Annotated in this window: 18 protein-coding genes; 5 read left to right on the top strand and 13 right to left on the bottom strand. The window is 47.3% G+C overall.

Features of this window, described 5'->3' with window-relative positions; genetic code table 11:
- Positions 1-170: 170 nt before the first annotated feature.
- The 4 genes from PPA03S_RS26775 to PPA03S_RS26760 all read right to left on the bottom strand — a co-directional run bounded on the left by PPA03S_RS26775 (position 171) and on the right by PPA03S_RS26760 (position 4973).
- Positions 171-941, bottom strand: a complete 771-nt coding sequence (locus PPA03S_RS26775) for an AAC(3) family N-acetyltransferase (protein ID WP_062327874.1) — start codon at positions 939-941, stop codon at positions 171-173.
- Positions 942-1144: 203 nt separating this feature from the next.
- Positions 1145-2569 (bottom strand): L-arabinose isomerase, encoded by a 1425-nt coding sequence (araA, locus tag PPA03S_RS26770; protein WP_062327871.1) that lies wholly within the window; start codon positions 2567-2569, stop codon positions 1145-1147.
- Between the two features lie 88 nt (positions 2570-2657).
- The gene (locus PPA03S_RS26765; RefSeq protein ID WP_062327869.1) at positions 2658-3353 is read right to left on the bottom strand and encodes an L-ribulose-5-phosphate 4-epimerase; all 696 of its coding nucleotides are present in this window, start codon (positions 3351-3353) and stop codon (positions 2658-2660) included.
- Positions 3354-3356: 3 nt separating this feature from the next.
- Positions 3357-4973: a xylulokinase gene (locus tag PPA03S_RS26760; RefSeq protein WP_062327866.1), complete on the bottom strand. Its 1617-nt coding sequence runs from the start codon at positions 4971-4973 to the stop codon at positions 3357-3359.
- Between the two features lie 394 nt (positions 4974-5367).
- Here PPA03S_RS26760 and PPA03S_RS26755 point away from each other — a divergent pair, with 394 nt between their 5' ends.
- A complete protein-coding gene (locus PPA03S_RS26755; RefSeq protein WP_062327920.1) occupies positions 5368-6459 on the top strand; it encodes a GntR family transcriptional regulator in 1092 nt (363 codons plus the stop codon).
- 230 nt (positions 6460-6689) lie between these two features.
- Here PPA03S_RS26755 and PPA03S_RS26750 read toward each other — a convergent pair whose 3' ends face one another.
- The 3 genes from PPA03S_RS26750 to PPA03S_RS26740 form a co-directional block, all read right to left on the bottom strand.
- A complete protein-coding gene (locus tag PPA03S_RS26750) occupies positions 6690-7334 on the bottom strand; it encodes a nitroreductase family protein (RefSeq protein WP_062327863.1) in 645 nt (214 codons plus the stop codon).
- A 114-nt stretch (positions 7335-7448) separates the two neighbouring features.
- Entirely contained in the window at positions 7449-7898 is a 450-nt protein-coding gene (locus tag PPA03S_RS26745) for an RrF2 family transcriptional regulator (protein ID WP_062327860.1), read from the bottom strand.
- 270 nt (positions 7899-8168) lie between these two features.
- Positions 8169-9308, bottom strand: coding sequence for a 5-methyltetrahydropteroyltriglutamate--homocysteine S-methyltransferase (locus PPA03S_RS26740; protein WP_062327857.1), 1140 nt, complete (start codon positions 9306-9308; stop codon positions 8169-8171).
- Positions 9309-9546: 238 nt separating this feature from the next.
- Between PPA03S_RS26740 and PPA03S_RS26735 the strand changes: the two genes are divergently transcribed.
- Positions 9547-9930, top strand: a complete 384-nt coding sequence (locus tag PPA03S_RS26735; RefSeq protein WP_062327854.1) for a MerR family transcriptional regulator — start codon at positions 9547-9549, stop codon at positions 9928-9930.
- A gap of 15 nt (positions 9931-9945) precedes the next feature.
- Complete coding sequence (locus PPA03S_RS26730) at positions 9946-10707, top strand: SDR family oxidoreductase (RefSeq protein WP_062327851.1); 762 nt, start codon at positions 9946-9948, stop codon at positions 10705-10707.
- Between the two features lie 97 nt (positions 10708-10804).
- On the opposite strand, the gene PPA03S_RS26725 is transcribed toward PPA03S_RS26730, so the two are convergent.
- The 6 genes from PPA03S_RS26725 to PPA03S_RS26700 form a co-directional block, all read right to left on the bottom strand.
- Entirely contained in the window at positions 10805-11305 is a 501-nt protein-coding gene (locus tag PPA03S_RS26725; protein ID WP_062327848.1) for a GNAT family N-acetyltransferase, read from the bottom strand.
- Positions 11306-11437: 132 nt separating this feature from the next.
- Positions 11438-13291 carry a hypothetical protein gene (locus PPA03S_RS26720; RefSeq protein ID WP_062327844.1) on the bottom strand — a complete coding sequence of 618 codons (1854 nt, stop codon included), beginning with the start codon at positions 13289-13291 and terminating at the stop codon, positions 11438-11440.
- Positions 13292-13302: 11 nt separating this feature from the next.
- Positions 13303-15594 carry a glycosyltransferase family 2 protein gene (locus tag PPA03S_RS26715; RefSeq protein ID WP_062327841.1) on the bottom strand — a complete coding sequence of 764 codons (2292 nt, stop codon included), beginning with the start codon at positions 15592-15594 and terminating at the stop codon, positions 13303-13305.
- Positions 15594-16685, bottom strand: a complete 1092-nt coding sequence (locus PPA03S_RS26710) for a bifunctional glycosyltransferase family 2/GtrA family protein (protein ID WP_068964253.1) — start codon at positions 16683-16685, stop codon at positions 15594-15596. The genes PPA03S_RS26715 and PPA03S_RS26710 overlap by 1 nt, the downstream gene beginning before the upstream one ends.
- Before the next feature lie 156 nt (positions 16686-16841).
- Entirely contained in the window at positions 16842-17261 is a 420-nt protein-coding gene (locus PPA03S_RS26705; RefSeq protein ID WP_062327836.1) for a DUF3237 family protein, read from the bottom strand.
- 56 nt (positions 17262-17317) lie between these two features.
- Positions 17318-17932, bottom strand: coding sequence for a DUF4304 domain-containing protein (locus PPA03S_RS26700; RefSeq protein ID WP_062327835.1), 615 nt, complete (start codon positions 17930-17932; stop codon positions 17318-17320).
- Between the two features lie 174 nt (positions 17933-18106).
- On the opposite strand from PPA03S_RS26700, the gene PPA03S_RS26695 reads away from it, so the two are divergent.
- Positions 18107-18823: a lantibiotic protection ABC transporter ATP-binding protein gene (locus PPA03S_RS26695; RefSeq protein WP_062327832.1), complete on the top strand. Its 717-nt coding sequence runs from the start codon at positions 18107-18109 to the stop codon at positions 18821-18823.
- A complete protein-coding gene (locus PPA03S_RS26690) occupies positions 18816-19544 on the top strand; it encodes a lantibiotic immunity ABC transporter MutE/EpiE family permease subunit (RefSeq protein WP_062327829.1) in 729 nt (242 codons plus the stop codon). Before PPA03S_RS26695 ends, PPA03S_RS26690 begins: the two co-directional genes overlap by 8 nt.

The raw sequence follows: 19544 nt of genomic DNA, 5'->3' as shown, positions 1-19544 counted from the left end.
ACAATGGCAATCCAACCAACCTCTGATTGAATTTTGCTCAATTTCTGCGTTTTTGTGAAGGAATTTGAACGTTTGGGATGAAAACTGGGAGGACAGAAGACCCTGTTACCTGTCGTAAGAAGGCAAGGAGGTACATATATAGAGCCCTCCGTCACCGGACGGCTCTCTTCTCATTCGTGCACAGTAACCAAAGGCTCATTGTCTGAGAACAAATCTGGATTAGCTTGAAGCATGTCCGTAATCACTTCTGTCAACATCGCCGCATCACACACTCGGACAACCGCGTCGCCAAGCATCCCCTTACGCATCGCACCTTTACGTTCAAGAACGTCATCCACTTTCCAAAAATGCTCTGACCATGACAATCCGCAATGTCTCCGGGAAGGCACCGAAATTTCGGTTCCATCGGGTAAAACCGTGCGTAACATCTCATGCCCATCCGTTAACCTGCCTGGGATGTCCACCCATTCTTCGATACCGTGGATAAACGTGTTCCTTCTCAGATCAACGCCCACCAAAAGGATGGTTGCCTTCCGATCAAGCAGCTTGCCCCAGGCAGAACCTCTGGCACATGGCGTATCGAAAAGATGATCATCCTTCGTAAAGGCTTCGGCATCCCGTCCCAGGGCAGCTACTGAATGCGTAGGATGCCAAGAACGTACAACCTCTGGTCGTTTGCGAAATAGCTCAGGCAGAATACCGACGCAGCATGGCGAGGATTCCACGTGGAACATCGGATTGTCTGCATTGATCGTAGACCATGTATGTGTTGGCAGCACAAGCAGTCCGTCCTTCATATACTCGGTCAATGCATCCAGCACCGTATCCGCGCCACCTTCAACTTCCCCCATGCTTTTCATGGAAGAGTGAACGAGCAGCGTTCCTTGGTCATCAATACCAAGTTGGCGCAGTTGGGCCAGGAAACTTTCTTGGGTATGCATGATTAATGGATAACCTCCTTTGGGCTATTATAGCAAAATAAAACGTAGTCGAAGGTACTAACATTATCCTCTGTTTGGAATGCGCGCGAGAACCGTTTCAGGCCGCATACCATGGGCTTCATGGCAAGACAAAGGGCCGGGGAACCCCCCGGCCGTAAGGAAAGAATTTGAATGAGTTCATGAATGAGTCATGAATAACTAAACTATTTAATCACAACGTACTCCAGGTTCACCAATTTCGCATAGGTCACGATCTGGTCTGTTGTCAGGTTCAAGGAAACTACGGTATGGTGACCGCCGCCATTCTCGATCCAGGCTCTAACCCCATCCTGGAAGTTAGGCTTCACACTCCACAGTACACGGGCTACCGGCAGATTAGGCGCTGGAACGGTTGGCTCGAATGCGGATACTTCGTTGATCAACAATTTGTAATGTGTACCGAAGTCTGCCATGGATACCACGACTCCTTCTCCGGCTTTGCCATCGAATACGAGACGTGCAGGATCTTCACGATCGCCAATACCCAGTGGGGACACGATGATTTTCGGTTTGTTACTGGCGAGTGTCGGGTCTACTTCAAGCATGTGGGATTGAAGGATCGCCTCTTGCCCAGCTGCCATCTCGTATGTGTAATCTTCCATGAAGCCTGTGTTCTCGTTATGGGCCATAATTTTCATCAGGCGGTCGAGTGCAGCCGTTTTCCAGTCCCCTTCACCAGCAAAACCGTACCCCTGCGCCATCAGGCGTTGAACAGCCAGACCCGGAAGCTGCTTCATGCCGTGCAGATCTTCAAAGTTGGTCGTGAAGGCACTGTATCCACCCTCGTCGAGGAAACGTTTGATCGCAATTTCGTAACTGGCTTGTACACGTACGCTCGCTTCCCAAGCTTCTTTGCTGTTCGTGCCATAATCGAATTCGTACAGGTCTGCATACTGAGCGATCAGATCATCGATTTCTTGCTCCGTTACGGCATTCACGTATTGCACGAGGTCGCCAATGCCGAAGTAATCAACAGTCCATCCGAATTGAATCTGTGCTTCCACTTTATCCCCTTCGGTTACGCCGACGTTACGCATGTTGTCGCCAAAACGGGCTACTTTGATGTTGAAGCTTTCGTTGTAGGCTACAGCTACGTCCATCCAATCCGCAACCTGCTGCTGCACTTCTGGACGCTCCCAGTAGCCAACGACGATTTTGTTTTGTTTTCTCAGGCGTGCATTGATGAAACCATATTCGCGGTCACCGTGAGCGGCTTGGTTCAGGTTCATGAAGTCCATGTCGATCGTCGCCCAAGGAATGCTTTCATTGAATTGAGTCGCCAGATGAAGAAGCGGTTTTTGCAGTAATTTCGTACCCCGAATCCACATTTTTGCAGGCGAGAACGTATGCATCCAAGTGATCACACCCGCCACTTCGTCACGGTAGTTCACTTCTTTCATGATGCTCGTGATTTTATCTGCGCTTACCGCCAAATCCTGCAATACGAGCGGGTATGGCAGCACGCCGCTTGCATTAAGGGCATCCGTGATTTTCTGTGCATTGGCTTTAACCTCGCCCAGTGCCTCTTCCCCGTACAGATGCTGAGATCCTACGACAAACCAAAATTGTTTAGCTGCTGTTGCTGACATGTAATCATCCTCTTTTCTTTTTTTAGTTGAACAAATGGGTTTACACTTACCACTCCGATTGCAGTACACTACATAAGGTCAGTACTAATTACTTTTGTCCGTAATACGCGTCTTTTCCGTGTTTCCGCAAATAGTGTTTATCCAAAATGCCTTGCGGCAGTTCTTTGGCAAAGTTATTCAATTGCCGCGCATACAGGTTCATTTTGCACACTTCCTCCAGCACAACGCTGTTAACGACGGCGGACTTGGCGTCTTTGCCCCACGTGAACGGTGCATGACCGTGAAGCAGAACTGCCGGGATCGCCATCACATCCAGACCACGCTGCTTGAACGTTTCAATGATGACATGGCCTGTCTCCGCTTCGTAGCCCCGATCAATCTCTTCCTGATTCAAGAAACGGGCACATGGCACGGCACCATAGAAGGTGTCTGCATGCGTCGTTCCCATTACAGGTACGTCAAGGCCAGCTTGCGCCCAGATGGTCGCCCAGGTGGAATGTGTGTGCACGATGCCACCGATTTCCGGGAAATGTTTGTACAGTACCGCATGAGTCGCCGTATCCGAGGAAGGTCTCATCTCGCCCTCCACCACATTCCCGTCCAGATCGACCACAACCATGTCGCTTGGTTTCATCACATCGTAGCTCACACCACTCGGTTTGATAACAAAGAGGCCGCTATCCCGATCCATCGCACTGACGTTGCCCCATGTGAACTTCACAAGCCCGTGCTTCGGCAATTCAAGGTTTGCTTCGAATACCTCTTCTTTCAATTGTTCTAACATGTATTAGTCCCTCCCGTTCTCTACCAGATGATCTACGGCCGCCTGCTCAATTGCGAGGCCCTTCCGGTAACGTTCGATAAATGCTTCAAATCCTTTGACGTCCGATGCATCCGGTGCAACTTCCTCACCCTTCACATCGCCAAAAACCTTCTGCTCCAGAAACACATCCAGGCTCTCCTGCTGATCCTTGTTGATCATGTACGAAGCCAGAAGCGCCATCCCCCATGCGCCGCCTTCACCCGCTGTAGACATGACTGACACCGGCACGTTCATTGCTGCGGCTACAATCCGCTGTCCGACAACAGGAGTCTTGAACAGACCGCCATGAGCCAAAATGCTGTCAATTGCCACATGCTCGTTCTTTGTCAGAATGTCCATGCCGATCTTGAGTGCACCAAAAGCCGTGAACAGATGCGTACGCATGAAGTTCGCCAGATTGAAATTGCTTTCCGGTGAGCGGACGAACAATGGACGGCCTTTGTCAATGCCCGTAATGTTTTCGCCCGAGTAATAACCGTAGCTCAGCAAACCGCCGCCATCCGGATCGGCTTCCAAAGCCTTATTGAACATCACGCTGAACAATTTGCCCGTATCCACTTCGTATCCCATCGCCTCGGAAAATTCACGGAATAATCCAAGCCAGGCGTTGATGTCACTGGAACAGTTGTTGGCATGCACCATGCCTACCGGACTGCCGTCAGGCGTCGTAACCATATCAATCTCGGGATAAACTTTGGATAATTCCTTCTCCAAGACGATCATCGCGAAGACGGACGTGCCGACAGAGATGTTACCCGTACGTTTTCTCACACTATTCGTTGCTACCATGCCCGTTCCGGCATCACCTTCCGGCGGACAGAGCGGAATGCCTGACTGCAAATCATTCGAAGGGTCGAGAAGCTTGGCTCCCGCTTCAGTCAACTCACCCGCATTCTCACCTGCGAGATACACCTTGGGCAGAAGGTCTTCAACCTTCCACGGATAACCTTTGCCTGCGATCAGCTCATCGAACTGCTGGATCATGGACGGGTGATAATTATGCGTGGACTCGTCGATCGGAAAAATACCCGAAGCATCGCCGATACCGATGGCCTTATTGCCCGTGAGCAGCCAGTGTATGTAACCGGCCAGGGTTGTCAGGTGATCGATGCGAGGCACATGAGCCTCTTCGTTCAAGATCGCTTGATACAAATGGGCAATGCTCCAGCGTTCCGGGATATTGAATTGCAGAAGGTCCGTCAGTTCCCTTGCGGCTGCCCCAGTAGTCGCGTTACGCCACGTCCGGAACGGGACAAGCAGTTCCCCCGCGCTATCCAATGCGATATATCCATGCATCATGGCGGAGAATCCAATGGAACCTACCGTTTGCAGCGTGATTCCATATTTCCGCTCTACGTCTTGCTTCATTTCACGATACGCAGTCTGAAGACCGGTGATAATATCCTCCTGGTTGTACGTCCAGTAACCGTCTTTCAGCAGGTTCTCCCATTCATAACTGCCTGACGCGATGGTCTCATAACGTTCGTCGATCAACACCGCCTTGATCCGTGTCGATCCAAATTCGATGCCTAGTGAAGTGGCTCCCTTGGTAATCGCTTCTTTCATATCCACATGACTCATGATCACGTAGTCCCCTCTCTGACCACAGTAGGTAAAAGTAAAAATAGTATTGGCTTACAGATGATTAGAATAGATTCATATTTCGCTTCATTGAAAAGAATGCGCTTTCCTTTTCTGACAGCCTTAGTATATTTTTTGTACGTACATTTGTCAATAATATATAATAGTTATACTTACATTAGTCACTATATAACAATTTAAAGACCTAAATCCTGAGCTCGACAGCCTTCTTTGTAGAGTACACATTTCTAGTTTGTGACTGAATTTGTACGGTTTATTTCGTAAAAGAGGCGGTTACATAGCCATTTGATTCGAATCATGATAAAATATGTACGTACAACTATGAATATGACGATGTTTATATAGATAAGTAACGATGAAAGAAGTGGACTGTGTGAAGCCAAAGTATCAGGTCATCATTGATGATATTAAAAGCAATATCCTATCGGGAACCTATAGCGTAGGTGAACAAATCCCTACCGAATCCGCATTGCAGGACAGCTACAACGTAAGCCGCCAGACGGTGCGGAAGGCCATACTGGAGTTATCGAACGAAGGTTTCCTGAGAAGCGAGAAAGGTTCCGGAACCTATGTAAGCAATCTGTATCGATCCAGAACCGGCGGGAACACGATGAAAAAAACCATCGGCGTCATCACGACGTATATCTCCGATTACATCTTCCCCTCCATCATCCGCGGCATCGAAGGCCGTTTGAATGAGGACAATTATTCATTGCTGTTAGCCAGCACCAACAATGATGTTGCACAAGAGAAAAAGGCGCTTGAGATGATGCTGTCTTACGGTGTGGATGGTCTGATCGTCGAACCCACCAAGAGTAATTTGTACAACCCCAACATAGCGTACTACCTTTCCTTTAAAGAACAGGATGTACCGTTTACGATGATCAATGCCTTCTATGAAGAGCTGGAGGTGCCTTTCTTTTGTCTGGATGACGTGCAGTCCAGCTATCTAGCTACCCGGAAACTGATCGCCAAAGGTCATAGTCAGATCGGTATTATCGCGAAAATGGATGATTTGCAAGGGAAATACCGGATGAAGGGATATATCAAGGCACTGGGGGAAGCCAAATTGCGTTTCCACCCCGAGCAGGTGCTTTCGTTTGATACGGCATCGAAGCCGGACCTGTCTACCAATGTGGAGGCGTTCCTGATCGAAAACAGGGATGCACTGACATCCCTTGTCTGTTACAACGATGAGGTGGGGCTGGAGGTCGTTCATGCCTGTAGAAAGCTGGGGATTTCCATTCCGGACGAGCTATCCATTATCGGCCAGGACAATTCATACATCGCCAAGAATGCCAACATCAAACTTACGACGTTAACCCATCCCCAGGAGCAAATGGGGCGCGACGCTGCGGATTGGGTCATCAAGAAACTGCAAGGCAAAAAGGATCTGCCCACCAGTACCTATTACCAGCCTGTGCTGATTGAGGGAGAAACGGTGAAAGAACTTGAGTTGGAATAGTATTAGGGCCGAGGTTTGGGATAATGGGGATTGCGGTATACAAGGGGGGGGGAATCACAGCCTCAACCACCCGCCCTTTGTCCGTGGTCGCCATGTTCTTGCTGATATACGAAAAGGCTGCCGTAATGGCAGCCTAAGATGTTTTGCTTTAGTCATTTCTTTTTAGCTAGAACGGGAACTGAACGGGAACTAACTCATAAGGAGTGTCTCCCCCGATGGAGAGGCCTCCATTATTTTGTGATACCATTCCAGAACGTCAACTCATCAATTGGCAGTCGAGTAGTCGGATGTCCCGGTTGCGAAGCTTTGCCGATGGAAATGAGAATGGTTGGAACATAACGATCGGGAATATCGAACGCTTCAATAAATTTATTTTTATCGTAACCAGCCATTGGAACTGTATCATAACCACGCGCTTTGGCGGCGAGCATGAACTGCATCGATATTAGACCACAGTCAAATATTACGCCTTCCTTGATATATTGAGGATCCATGCTTCCCAGCATTCCCTTCATATTGGTAACCAACGAATCCTTAACTTCCTTAGTCATATAACCTGCCTCCACAGAAGCGTCGTAAACGGAATCCACCTGTTTGATATACTCCAAATCACCCAGCACTGCAATAACGGCCGAGGCCTCTACCACCTGCTGCTGGTTGTTCGCGATGGGAAGCAATTGTTCTTTCAGAGCCTGATCATTAAAGACAATGAATTTCCATGGCTGCATATTTGCGCCAGACGGTGCAAGGGCTGCTTCAGTCAGGATATCTTTCAATTCCTCCTCTGAAATGTTGAATGTAGGATCGTAATGCCGTACAGACCGTCTTTCCTTTACCACTTCCATAAAGCTTTGCTCTTGTTTTACGCTCTCCATCCCATTTTGCCTCCCATATCTATACTGTGTAATATTTAACACAGTTAAAGATAAAAAAATACACCACTTAACTGTGCTAATATAAGCACAGTATATATGTGGATGGGTATGTTGTCAATTCTCCATGATCGGACTCATTCTGTTGGCCATATCGGCAATGGTGTATTTTCGCAGGATTTCCAACACGCTATGATTAATTTCCACCGTAATATCGTTGAACATGTCATGCATCTGCATACCAAAGGAGTGTTCGCCTGTGGAATCCAGCATTCCTTCACACAGCGATGCCTCGGTCTGAAGCAAAAGATATATATCGGCCAGTGTCACCGATTCCGGCGACTGCTTCATGCGATAACCTCCATCGCGTCCTTCACGAACCTCCAGAATGTTCTCCTGAGCGAGTTTCGCCAATATTCGGCGAATCAATGTTGCTTCTGAGCATAAATGATCGGCGATATTGTTACTTGGATAGCGGTTAGGACTATCAGACATGAACACAAGGGCCTGCAATGCCAAGCCGAATGCCTTGCTATTGGAGGGACAGGTATGTTTGGCCTTTTTCATCGTACAGGGCTCCCTTCTTCGTTGCGTCCTGTGTGAATTATAGCAAACCCTCAACTCCCGTTCAACACGGCATCGAGGTTGGCAGACAGCGACTTGCTACTTTAAACCAGAAGGTACACGCGATTGTGAACGTCTGAGTTTGTCAAAAATGTCAAAGACATCATTGCCCATGACGGATTAGGAAATAGAGTTCGCATCAGGGTTGAATAGCCGTACGGATCTCTGTCCGTACGGCTATTCTCGGTTAATAATGTGCTTTTAACTTATGGATTATTTCCAGAGCTCTTCAGCAATTTCTTTAATGAAAGCAAGCTTCTGCCACTGCTGCTCCTCCGTCAAGTGGTTGCCTTCTTCCGTGGAAGCGAATCCGCACTGCGGGCTTAGGCAAATCCGGTCCAGATCAACGTATTGCTGTGCTTCTTCGATCCGTTTCAGAATATCTTCCTTGCTCTCAAGCTCACCGAATTTGGAAGAAAACAGACCGAGCACAACTTGCTGATTTTCCTTCAGAAAACGAAGCGGTTTGAAATCGCCTGCCCGATCCGTATCATATTCCAGGTAATAACCTGAATAGTTATCAATGCTCAGGAGTGTTTGTGCGATCGGCTCATAACCTCCGCCTACTCCCGCATACGTCGATACATAATTACCGCGGCATACATGTGTCGTTACCACGAGGTCTTTCGGCAAGCCGGATACCACTACTTCGTTCAGCTTCGCAAGTTCATTTGCGTATTCGGCTACATTCACGCCGATCTGCTCCATCAAGGTAATGAACTGTTGGTCGCATAGGGCTCCCCACGTGCAATCGTCAATTTGAACGCTGCGGCAGCCCGCATCATACAGGGCCAGGATCGCCTCTTTGTACGCTTTCGCAATGTCTGCAAGAAGCTCTTGGCGGTTCGGGTAAATGGCTTGTGTGCTCTCCTTGTTATCCTCCCGGTCCAGTTCAAACAGGAACTGTGCCGCAGCTGGGATAGATTGACGCGCCACGACGTCATCGCCTGCAATGCCTTTTAGGAATGCATAATGCGAAACGAACGGATGGCTTCCGAAACGTACTTTGCCAGTCAGACGGGCTGTTTCGGGTCTGGATTGGGCGCCGTTAAATTGGTAGCCTTGATCGATAATGGTTCGATCCACACCGTCAAACCCCCAGAAAAAGTCCAGGTGCCACCAGGAGCGACGGAATTCACCGTCGGTTACCGCTTGAAGGCCAACTTCCTTTTGTTTTTGCACAAGCTTAATGATTTCGGCGTTTTCTACTTCCTGCAGCTGCTCCGAAGTGATTTCCCCGTTTTGGTATTTCAATCTGGCCTCTTTCAACGTACTTGGGCGCAGGAAACTGCCCACAATATCATATCGAAATGGAGTGACGGTCCGCTGTTTAGGTTCGGTTTGGATGCTCATATGTTAATCTCCCCGTATATCATTATTAAATTAAATATAACATATCCGATCGGATTTAAGTTCTATGTATGAACTATAGCAGGCTATAGCTATAAGCTATAACTGAGTTCAGCCTCCCTTTGTCCGTAAGCTAGCTGCATCCAAAAATTAAATTTATCTATCTTATTGACTTAAACTATGGTTTAAGTCGTATGCTATTTCTGTCGACAGCTTAAGCTACCGTTTGGAGGTCTCCAAGATGAAGTATTGTTCCATTAGTGAAGCTTCAGCCAAATTAAATATTCCAGAATCAACCTTACGTTATTATGAGAAAAAAGGGCTTCTGCCCTTAATCGAGCGTGATGATGCCGGGCGGCGGTTATTTTCAGAAAACCAGATGGCGCTTCTGGAAACCGCTGTTTGTTTAAAGAACACGCATATGCCCATTAGTCAGATTAAGCAATATATGGATTGGATCATCGAAGGAAATCGAACGCTCGAAACACGGCTTGATATGATGCAACAACACAAGCAAGCGGTGCTGGAGGAAATTTCGATCATGCAGGAATCCCTTAAGGGAATTGATTTTAAAATTACACGTTACACCCATCAGATACAGGAAAGAAACCAAAACGAGGACTAAGAGGAGCGAACATATATGAAACTTTCAGGAAATACAGTGCTTATTACCGGCGGAAGCTCTGGAATCGGATTTGCATTTGCCGAGCGTTTCCTAAAAGCCGGAAATACCGTTATTGTTACGGGACGACGTGCAGATGTACTTCAACAGGCGAAAGAAAAACATCCAGAGCTCATTACGTATGTAAATGATTTGAGTATTGAATCTGATCGCATCGCGTTGTTTGATTGGGCAACCGCCAACTATCCGAAAGTAAATGTATTGGTCAATAATGCCGGCATTCAACAACGTTTTAATATACTCAAGTCAGACGGGAAGAACGATTGGAGTTATTTCAACAAAGAAATTACAACCAATATTGAAGCTCCAGTTCATCTTTCCATGCTGTTCGCTCCATATTTGGCAGCCCAAGAAGAGGCAGCGATTATAAACGTCACTTCCGGGTTGGCCTTCACACCGTTTGCCATCGCTCCCATCTATTCAGCAACCAAAGCGGCCCTTCACTCCTTTACCATCAGTCTGAGACACCAGCTTTCGGATACATCTGTAGAGGTCATTGAAGTTGCTCCTCCTGCAGTAAGTACAGATCTGGGTGGAGCCGGCTTGCATACGCATGGAGAACCGTTGGATGACTTCGCCGATGGAATCTTCAAAGGTCTGGAAGAAGGCCACCAGGAAATTGGATATGGTACTTCTGTCGCTCGCTTGCGCATGTCCCGAGATGAAGTCGATGAGTACGCCAAACAGATGTATAACGCAACGAAAAGTTTAATTGAATAACTCGCCTGCGAGACACGTGTGACTCATCCATATCGCTGTACATTAACAAAGAGGCCATTCCAGCTACGGAACGGCCTCTTTACATTTTATATAAAACTCATGTATCTACTGACCTTGAATACATATGGAGATCATTAAACGTTCCTTCTAATGTGAAACGGAGCTTTTGTAGGAGCTTTATCGAATTCACATTTTCGGGATCAACCATTGCTTCGACTCGATTCAGTTTTAAAGATGAGAATGCATGATCTATCAAGGTAGAGACCGCCTCTGAAGCATATCCTCTTCCCCACGATGATTTAGCAATATCATATCCGATTTCTGCCTTTAAGTTGTCAAAATCCAAAGAATTATAACCACATGAACCTATAATTTCGTTGGACTCTTTTTTAATTATGGAGAAACGAATCGCCTTACGGTCTTGAGAGAGATCATCCAGAAGTTTGATCATTTCTTTCGCCTGCTCTACGTCAGTAAAACAACTAACATTCATAAATGTAGTAACCTCGGGATCAGACCAAATGGTGAACAAGCTCGAAGAATCCGACATCTTCATTTTTCTCAATTGTAAACGCTCTGTGTGTAACTCTGTAATCAATACTTTTACCTCCATTAGGATTTAATAGTTAGGTTTAAGATATTGATATCTGCGCATAGTTCAGTCCCTTCATTTCCAGGCTATTTACATTATACCAAAAATTTGACCGAATCAGAATCCACTCTAATGATCTCAAGTCAGCGTAAGAATGATTCGTTCCCCGGAACGGGTAATTTTGTAGATTCCCTCCTGCATGTCAATGCCATAGTGCTTTTTCAGCAGCCACTTTGCGTTACGATCCGTCTCCACGACGACCAGATAATCGTAGCCGCTCAGGAGATTGTCCATATTATCCTCATAGAACAACACGATTCCGTCTACATGCGGAGCATACAAAAAATACTTTCCGACATACTGCATGTAATAATTCGTGACCTGCTGGTCCCTGTCCGAGGCGTAAAACAGATACCTGTTGTTGTCCTCCTGACCATCTTTGTACCACCGATCGCCGGTAACCGCATGAATTTTGTAAGGGAGCGTCGTATCGTAGGTCCTGGCGATCGAGACGATCCCGTTGTATTCCGATAAAAGAATGGTCGCCGCAATCGCCATACAGCCAATAATTCCTTTTTGATAATGGCCCTTCGTCTTGACCGTCTTGAAGGCTTGGTAATCCGGCACTTCACCAATCCGATAGTGGAATGAACGCTCCAGGTCAATCGCTGCACATAGCACCAACCCACCTGCGAACAGCACCACGATACTCGACGCATAACGTTCAAAGCCTGCCAGCCTGATGGCCTCATCCAGCGGCATGGAGAAGAGATACAACGCCAGAATCCCTGCATAATACAGCAGCAATACAACATCCAGCGCAATCAGTGCCTTCCACAAATTCCACTTCTTTTTGAGCACCACGTTGGCAAAGATCGAAGCAGCAACCGCTACAAGCTGGAAAATGACAATACCGATGACTGGCCGTGTCGTAATATCCGTGCTCGATTTTATGAACAGCCACAGAATCTCATGCATCTGCTCTGCCGTTTTGCCGGATTGAATCCCGGAAGCAGCCACATCGAATTTGTTATCAACGCCCTGAAACACCGTTGCCATACGCCAGCTCCAGCCAAAGTATGGAATCAGTGTACCGCAGATGGTGCCCACCACGGCAAGCGCAGCTCTCCAGCTGGACTTTGGTCTGTGTGTTAACCATGTATACACCAGGAAGATCAGGCCGATGGCGGCGAAAATAATGCCTGTGCTTTTGATAACCGTTAGCACGCCTGCAAGCGGGAGCATGATGATATATGCTCGCTTGATATCATGACGATATTGGTAGACTACCGCCAGAATGGCCAGTGCGTAGATAGGGAGCAAGAAATCTACGAGCAGATTGGTAATCCGAATCGTAAGGTTGAAGAAGGACAGGGTAGATAACCCGAGTCCGAGAAACGCGTACAGCAGAAAACGTTTCTTCTCGGAAACGATGCCAAACATGGCGTAAAAACAGGAAAAGATCAGCAAACCCTGAGCCAGAAGCATCACGGACTGTGAATGTCCCATGAAGCGACAGACATAATAAATAAACGATGAGGTTCCTAACGGATAATTTTTGAAATCAATCAGGCTTGAATCCGGTGTCGGAAAAGCATCTGTGCTGAGCATCTGCTTCAAGACAATCGCCCAGTGGGAAAAATTATCGTAGTGCGTCAGTTGGTTCTGGAAGAGTACCAGCAAGAAAATGAAAGTCCCGGCCAGAAATGAAAATTGGAATAAAGAGAAAGAAAGGCGCAAGGATGCTCCTCGGCGCAATCCGAGAAACACCATTCCTCCATACATTAGTAATCCGACGATAAGAAGGACAAGGCTGCCCAAGTAGAGCTGCCCTGCCAAACCGCTAAGAAAGGCAATACATGCTATGGAGGAAAACACAAATACAGGGATGAACTCCCACCGTATGGATAGTACCTTTCGAACAAACTGCATGTAACCAATAAAGGAGAATATCAATAAAACTCCCATCACAAATTGAAGCATAAACAGCATCTCTATCTCTCCTAACCCTCTCTGGTGAAACGCTCGGCATGTGGATGGGTCAAATCACTCAGCAATTGATCAATCAAACCGTGCTCCACAATGTCGTCAATATTCTCCACCGAGAGAAGCACTTCGCGACGATTGGCTGTTGTTTTCCCTGTATGCTGCAAAATGACTTCAATATTACTTTGGGTATAAAAAGTAACGATTGCTCCTGCCGCCATGTCACCATGAACACCCGTAGCGGAAAAGAAGCGATAATTGAAGCTGCGCAGCGTACAGCCCGCATCATTGGTAAACGTAACGGGATACTGCAAGGAAAGCCGCGGCATTTTACGCTGATCCGATCTAGGCTGAACGATACGTTTTTTGACATTTCGCAGCATATCGTCGTAAGCCGTATCCCACAGATTCATCTGCTCTGGTAACGAGTGTTTGCGGTCATAGATAATTTGCATGTATTGACGGTTATCCGTCTCATCTACCGGCTCAACCGTCGCAGAATAACGCCAGCCTTCTCCGTCCTGTTTCACGTAGACGATAACCGCCTTGAGATTGGCCTCATACCGTTCGGATGTCACAGTAAGAGAGATCGTCTTCTGTTCCGGTAAATAGATGGGATACGGCACATAAAAGGCAATCCCATTCTCGGATACATCGACTGTTTTGGCTTGATAGCTCAGATTGCTGGCTTGATCGTATACCGTTACATCCTCTTGCGCCCGAATCCGCTCCGTCTCCCGGTACGCACGACGGCCAATCATGAAGAACAGGGCATAGCACAACGCAATCATATTGTGAACGAGCCAGAAAATAATGATACTGCTGAAGAACAGCGCAATGCCGTACTTGCCGTTAACATACCGAATCACAGCCGCAATCGAAAGCAGAAGCAAGAAGATATGCGGAAGTGCATACAACAGCGCAGACATCCATTTACGACCGCTCGCTCTGCTTTTGTTCGTAACCTTGAATTTTTTTTCGCGAATGCCCAGTGTTTCAAGGAGAACCGGCCAGATCAGATAAGGCATAAATATGGTATCAATCACCTGACTCCAGCGCTGATTCCGAATATTGCTGGACAGATAACGCATCGATACGCTGTAGAAGAAGTAGGATGGAAGCCAGAATATTAGGATTTGCCAGAAGGTTGTATTTACAATCTTGAAATCGAATAGTGCAAATAAAATAGGCGCCAAAATGAAAATTAACCGGTTAAAGAAGGACCACCAGTATAAGAAACTGCTTAAATACGTCACTCTCGTCCAGAAAGGAAGCTTCTCGGATAAGGGAGCACGCGTATTCTGCAGGCTCTGAATAATCCCCCTTGCCCAGCGAATCCGCTGCTTAATCATGCTCGGGACGGTTGTTGTCGTCTGCCCGGCAGCCTGAACCTCTTGGGTCGCATAGGTAATATAGCCTTCCTGCTGTAAGCGGATGCTTGTCTCAAAGTCCTCGGTAATGGTATTCAGCGGAAAACCGCCGATCTCTTCCATGCCTTGCCGGGAAATGACCGTATTGCTTCCGGTATAGGCTACCGCATTGGAGGCATTACGCAGGATATTCACTTCTCTGGAGAAGAAATCCTGTTCATTCGGAATCCCTTGCTCTGCGTAGAGATTAAACTGAAATAGATCCGGATTGTAGAAGCTCTGAGGGGTCTGTACCAGCCCCAGCTTGAACTTCTTGTCCATTTCATCCTCACGGCGGAGCCGCCATTGTCCGTTCTCTTCTATAAATGTGGAGAGCAGGAAATACGGGACGGTTTTCATCAAAAAGGTATGTTGCGGAATCATATCTGCATCAAAGGTCGCAATGAGTGGGGAAGAGGTTTTGCTCAGGGCATTATTCAGGTTGCCGGACTTGGCATGCTTGTTGCCGGGGAACCCCAGATATCCAACGCCAAACTGCTTCGCAAGCTCCTCCACCTCAGGTCTTCCGCCATCGTCACATAGATAGATATGGACCTTTTGCTTGTCCGGGTAATCCATAAATGTACAGGCATTGACGGTTTTATATAACAGATCAACCGGTTCGTTATGGGTGGCAATGAAAACATCCACATCCGGATAATACTCTGGAGGAACGATAGGAAAGTCAAGTTGTGTACGTGCCTTTTGCATCTTTTGAAAGAACAATTCAAAGGTGGTCAGTACAGTTACCGTCTCAGCCACAATAAGCAGCATGCCGAAGATGACGTTCAGTACGCCTTCTCCCCATGGCAGTGTAAAGAACATCCGCCATAACAAATAAATCGACATCAGGATCATGGTGATGATAAAGAAAATATGTTGCCTTTTTTCGTTTTGCACTACAGCTGCTTCCTCCTTGCTGCAAATACCCATCTTCGCTGCAATTGAAAACTGAGCAGGAACAGCAAGGCATCACAGACGAATTTCGCAATTTTCTCGTCCACGAAGAAAATCGTATGGAACAAATATACACCTGTACTGGACAGCAGGATGATTAATCCGCACAACGTCAAATAACGCCATAAACTGCCCTGGCTATCCTCCTTGCGGAATACAAAGTGCCTGTTCAGTACATAGTTGACCACAATGGAAATAATTCTCGCAATCACGGTTGCGAGCAAAATTCTTAGATAATCCTGCTGAGCCAGCATAGGCCGCAAAAAGTCGATCAAAAACCATGCAATTCCCAGATCGACAACAGAACTCGCAACCGAAGAGGAAATAAATCGCAGGAAGTTGGAGAACAGCACACCCATTACCCGGGCACTGTCCTTAACCGCTTTAAAGTGTGTTCCTGCATTTCCATTCTCATAGATGACTTGAATCGGCATGGTATGAATCGGGATGCCCGACTGAATGCATGAGATCAGCATTTGCAGCTCGTATTCAAACCGGGTGCCGCGAACATCTTGCATAAATGCAAGCAGCCCGGGGCCAAAAGCACGAAGCCCGGTCTGGGTATCTGACAGCTTTTTGCCGTAAAGCACAGCAAAAATAGAGGATGTCATCCGATTGCCGAGCAAAGACTTCGGCGGTATGCCTCCCTCGCTGAAGTCCCTTACCCCGAGAACCAGCGCATCAGGTTGAAGTCTCGCTTCTTTTGCAAGTCGGTATACATCCTCTGCTGCGTGTTGTCCATCAGAATCCGCTGTAACGACAAAGGAGGATGCATCAAACTGCTGTCCGATATACTGAAATCCGGTCTTGAGTGCAGCACCCTTTCCCAGATTTTCCGTATGCCGCAGCAGGACACACCCTTTCTCACTCAGCTCCTCGAAAATCAGCTGGTACGCTTCACCAGATCCGTCATCCACAATGACAATATTGGTCAAGCCATATTCTCGCAATTGCCGTACATAGGCCAGAAGTCTCTCATCTGGCTCAAGCGATGGAATAAGGATGATCGTTTTTCCGTCTTTCGTTTTATCCATAATCATCCCGTTAAGCCTCAATTCGACATATTTTCACAATTTCTTTTGGAATATTGTGAGTATAACATCGAAAGTAAGGGGCGTAAACGAGAAAACTGAATCTATTCATGTGATATCCTTTGAAGGTCGTTGCTCTGTGTTTTGCGAACTAATCGCTCATACCGCTCTGTAAATTTTTATATCCACTCCAGCCTCGGCTTGCAGCCCTTCCCCGACCAGCATATCTCCATTTAAAAAAGACAAAGCCTTGCTGTTTGTAATGATTCTGGGAGATGTACGGAACAACACACCTTTCAGCTGTTCGTGGATCTCCCCATTATTCTCAATGTATAGTTCGCAGTCCTGACCTGTATAATCCGTTCCCCGAAGCATGTACCTTGCTGACAAGCTATGCTTGTCCCCATGCTGTCCAATGATTTGGGTATCCGTTGCTCCACCAAGTACAATCCCCTGAAAATACTTCCCTGTCGCATGACCTGTAAAAGAAATCATGACGACCGAGTCACCACTGTCGTTCTGCAAATTGAAGGTTTCCCCTATCACCACGTGCACCGTAAAAACCTCTTCCCACTTCATGCTAATCCTCCTCATATGTAAAACCAAGTCATGACAGGTGGCTGAAACCCATCCAGCTATAGAGCATCAAACTCCACTCCGAATGCATGGAAGATGGCCCTATACTTATTTTCAAATATCGTCCACCGATTTTCAGCTCCATACTTTTCCTGCAAATCTTTCAAATACTGTTTGGCCGTTGCTATCTCGTTGGACTGTAAAAGCAAATGAAAGCTTTCTTCACTCAGATGCAGGTATGGACCCGACATGTAATAATCCACAATCGATCTGGCACTGGTCATCGTATCATAAACATGAATGGCTTCGTCCAATCCGCCTAGCAGCGTATTTCTCAACTCATTCATACATGTGTCAGGATGGATTGCAAAGCGATCCGGCATATCACCGGCAAGATCACCGATTCTGGCTCTAAAATGGCATTCCGCTTCCTTAGGTTCCACCAACAGCCCTTTCGACTGGATCTGTGCAAGCTCGGCTGCATAAATGCCGCAGTTCACATAAAACATGACATTGTCCGCGGAATTGCCAGCCGATTTTTGAAAATTAAACATGTAGATGAGGCCATCTGTTTTTCGGTTAAAATTCAAACCCTTTCTGACGAAACCGCGCTCGGAAAGAAACGGCTTTACATCCTGCTTCATCAGATCGTTAAATCGCTTCTGCAACTCCATCCCTCCCAGGAGAATGATCATTATTATAAGGCTACCGTATACACACACTTATGACCGATGGTTATGCAATAATTTAATCCCAATATATCACACTCCCTCTTTGTCCTCGTGAACATCCTTACAGAATCCTTAGAATTCCCCTTTAAACTGTGGAACTAGAAAGGATGATATACTATGTCGGATATTATTTTAGAGACCCATGAGCTATGCAAAAGCTTCAAGCGTCAACCCGCCGTTAACAACGTATCGTTGAAAGTACCTTCTAACTCAATCTATGGACTCTTGGGTCCAAATGGCGCAGGCAAATCGACTACGCTCAAAATGATCTCAGGTATGCTGCGGCCCGATTCCGGGCGTATTCGCATTCATGACCATGAATGGACACGCAAGGATTTGAACGGAATAGGCGTACTGATTGAGGCCCCGCCATTGTACGAGAATCTGACGGCGAGAGAGAATCTCAAAGTGCGGACACTACTCCTCGGACTGCCACAGTCCCGGATCGAGGAGGTGCTCGCCATAGTTGATTTGGCTCATACCGGGAAGAAACGGGCCGGACAATTTTCCATGGGCATGAAGCAACGGCTGGGAATTGCAAGTGCCCTCTTGAACCAGCCCAAGCTGCTGATTCTGGACGAACCGACGAACGGACTGGATCCGATTGGGATTCAGGAGCTGCGAGAGCTAATTCGTTCTTTTCCCAAGCAAGGGATCACCGTTATTCTGTCGAGTCATATTCTCTCCGAAGTTGAATTGGTAGCGGATCAGATCGGCATTATCGCTGGCGGAGTTCTGGGCTATCAGGGAAGCGTCCCTCGTGGCCCAGAACTGGAGACCTTGTTCATGCAGGTAGCAGCAGCCAACCGGAAGGAAGGCGGTTTACATGCTTAGTCATATTAAGGCTGAACGTCTGAAATGGCGGCGCACCTTCATCCCCAAGCTTGTCTGGCTCGCCCCTGTATTCACGTTACTCCTTTGCGCTGTTCTAATGGGCGGACGTTTATTCCAAACGGGCGCTTACAACTGGTGGTACACGATGCTTTTGCCTGGATCGCTTTCCCTTGCCTGTTCACTTGCTCTACAAAAGGATGCCAAGATGAAATACCGTGGCCTGTTCGCTCTGCCCATTGACCCAAGGAAACTTTGGGCTGTGAAGATCATCGCAATTATGCAGTGGCTCTTGGCGACACTTTTCCTATTCCTGATCGGCATTACGTTAGGAGGAATACTGTTTGGCCAAACCATACCCCTAGTAAACAGCGCCGCTGGCAGCTTCCTGATCTTCCTTACTATACTGTGGCAGATTCCGCTGTGTCTGTTCCTGGCTGCGCGTCTCGGATTGTTCGCCGCTATTCTGCTTAATATGTGCGGCAATATCCTTGGCGTCGTTGCATTCAATACAGGCGGACTATGGGATTACATTCCTTATACGATTACGTTCAGGCTTATGTGCCCTGTTCTGTCCATCCTGCCGAATGGACTTCCTGTACCGGCCGGTAGCCCGCTGAGAAGCACGAGCGAGATCTTTCCAGATGTCCTGATCTCCGTGGCCTGGTTCATAGTGCTCTCCCTCCTTACAGCACTATGGTTTCACAAACAGGAGGCGAAGTAG

It is taken from the genome of Paenibacillus pabuli NBRC 13638, assembly GCF_001514495.1.
Classification (GTDB): domain Bacteria; phylum Bacillota; class Bacilli; order Paenibacillales; family Paenibacillaceae; genus Paenibacillus; species Paenibacillus pabuli.
Note: the sequence above shows the minus strand (reverse complement) of the source record. Positions and strands in the feature narration are given on the sequence as shown.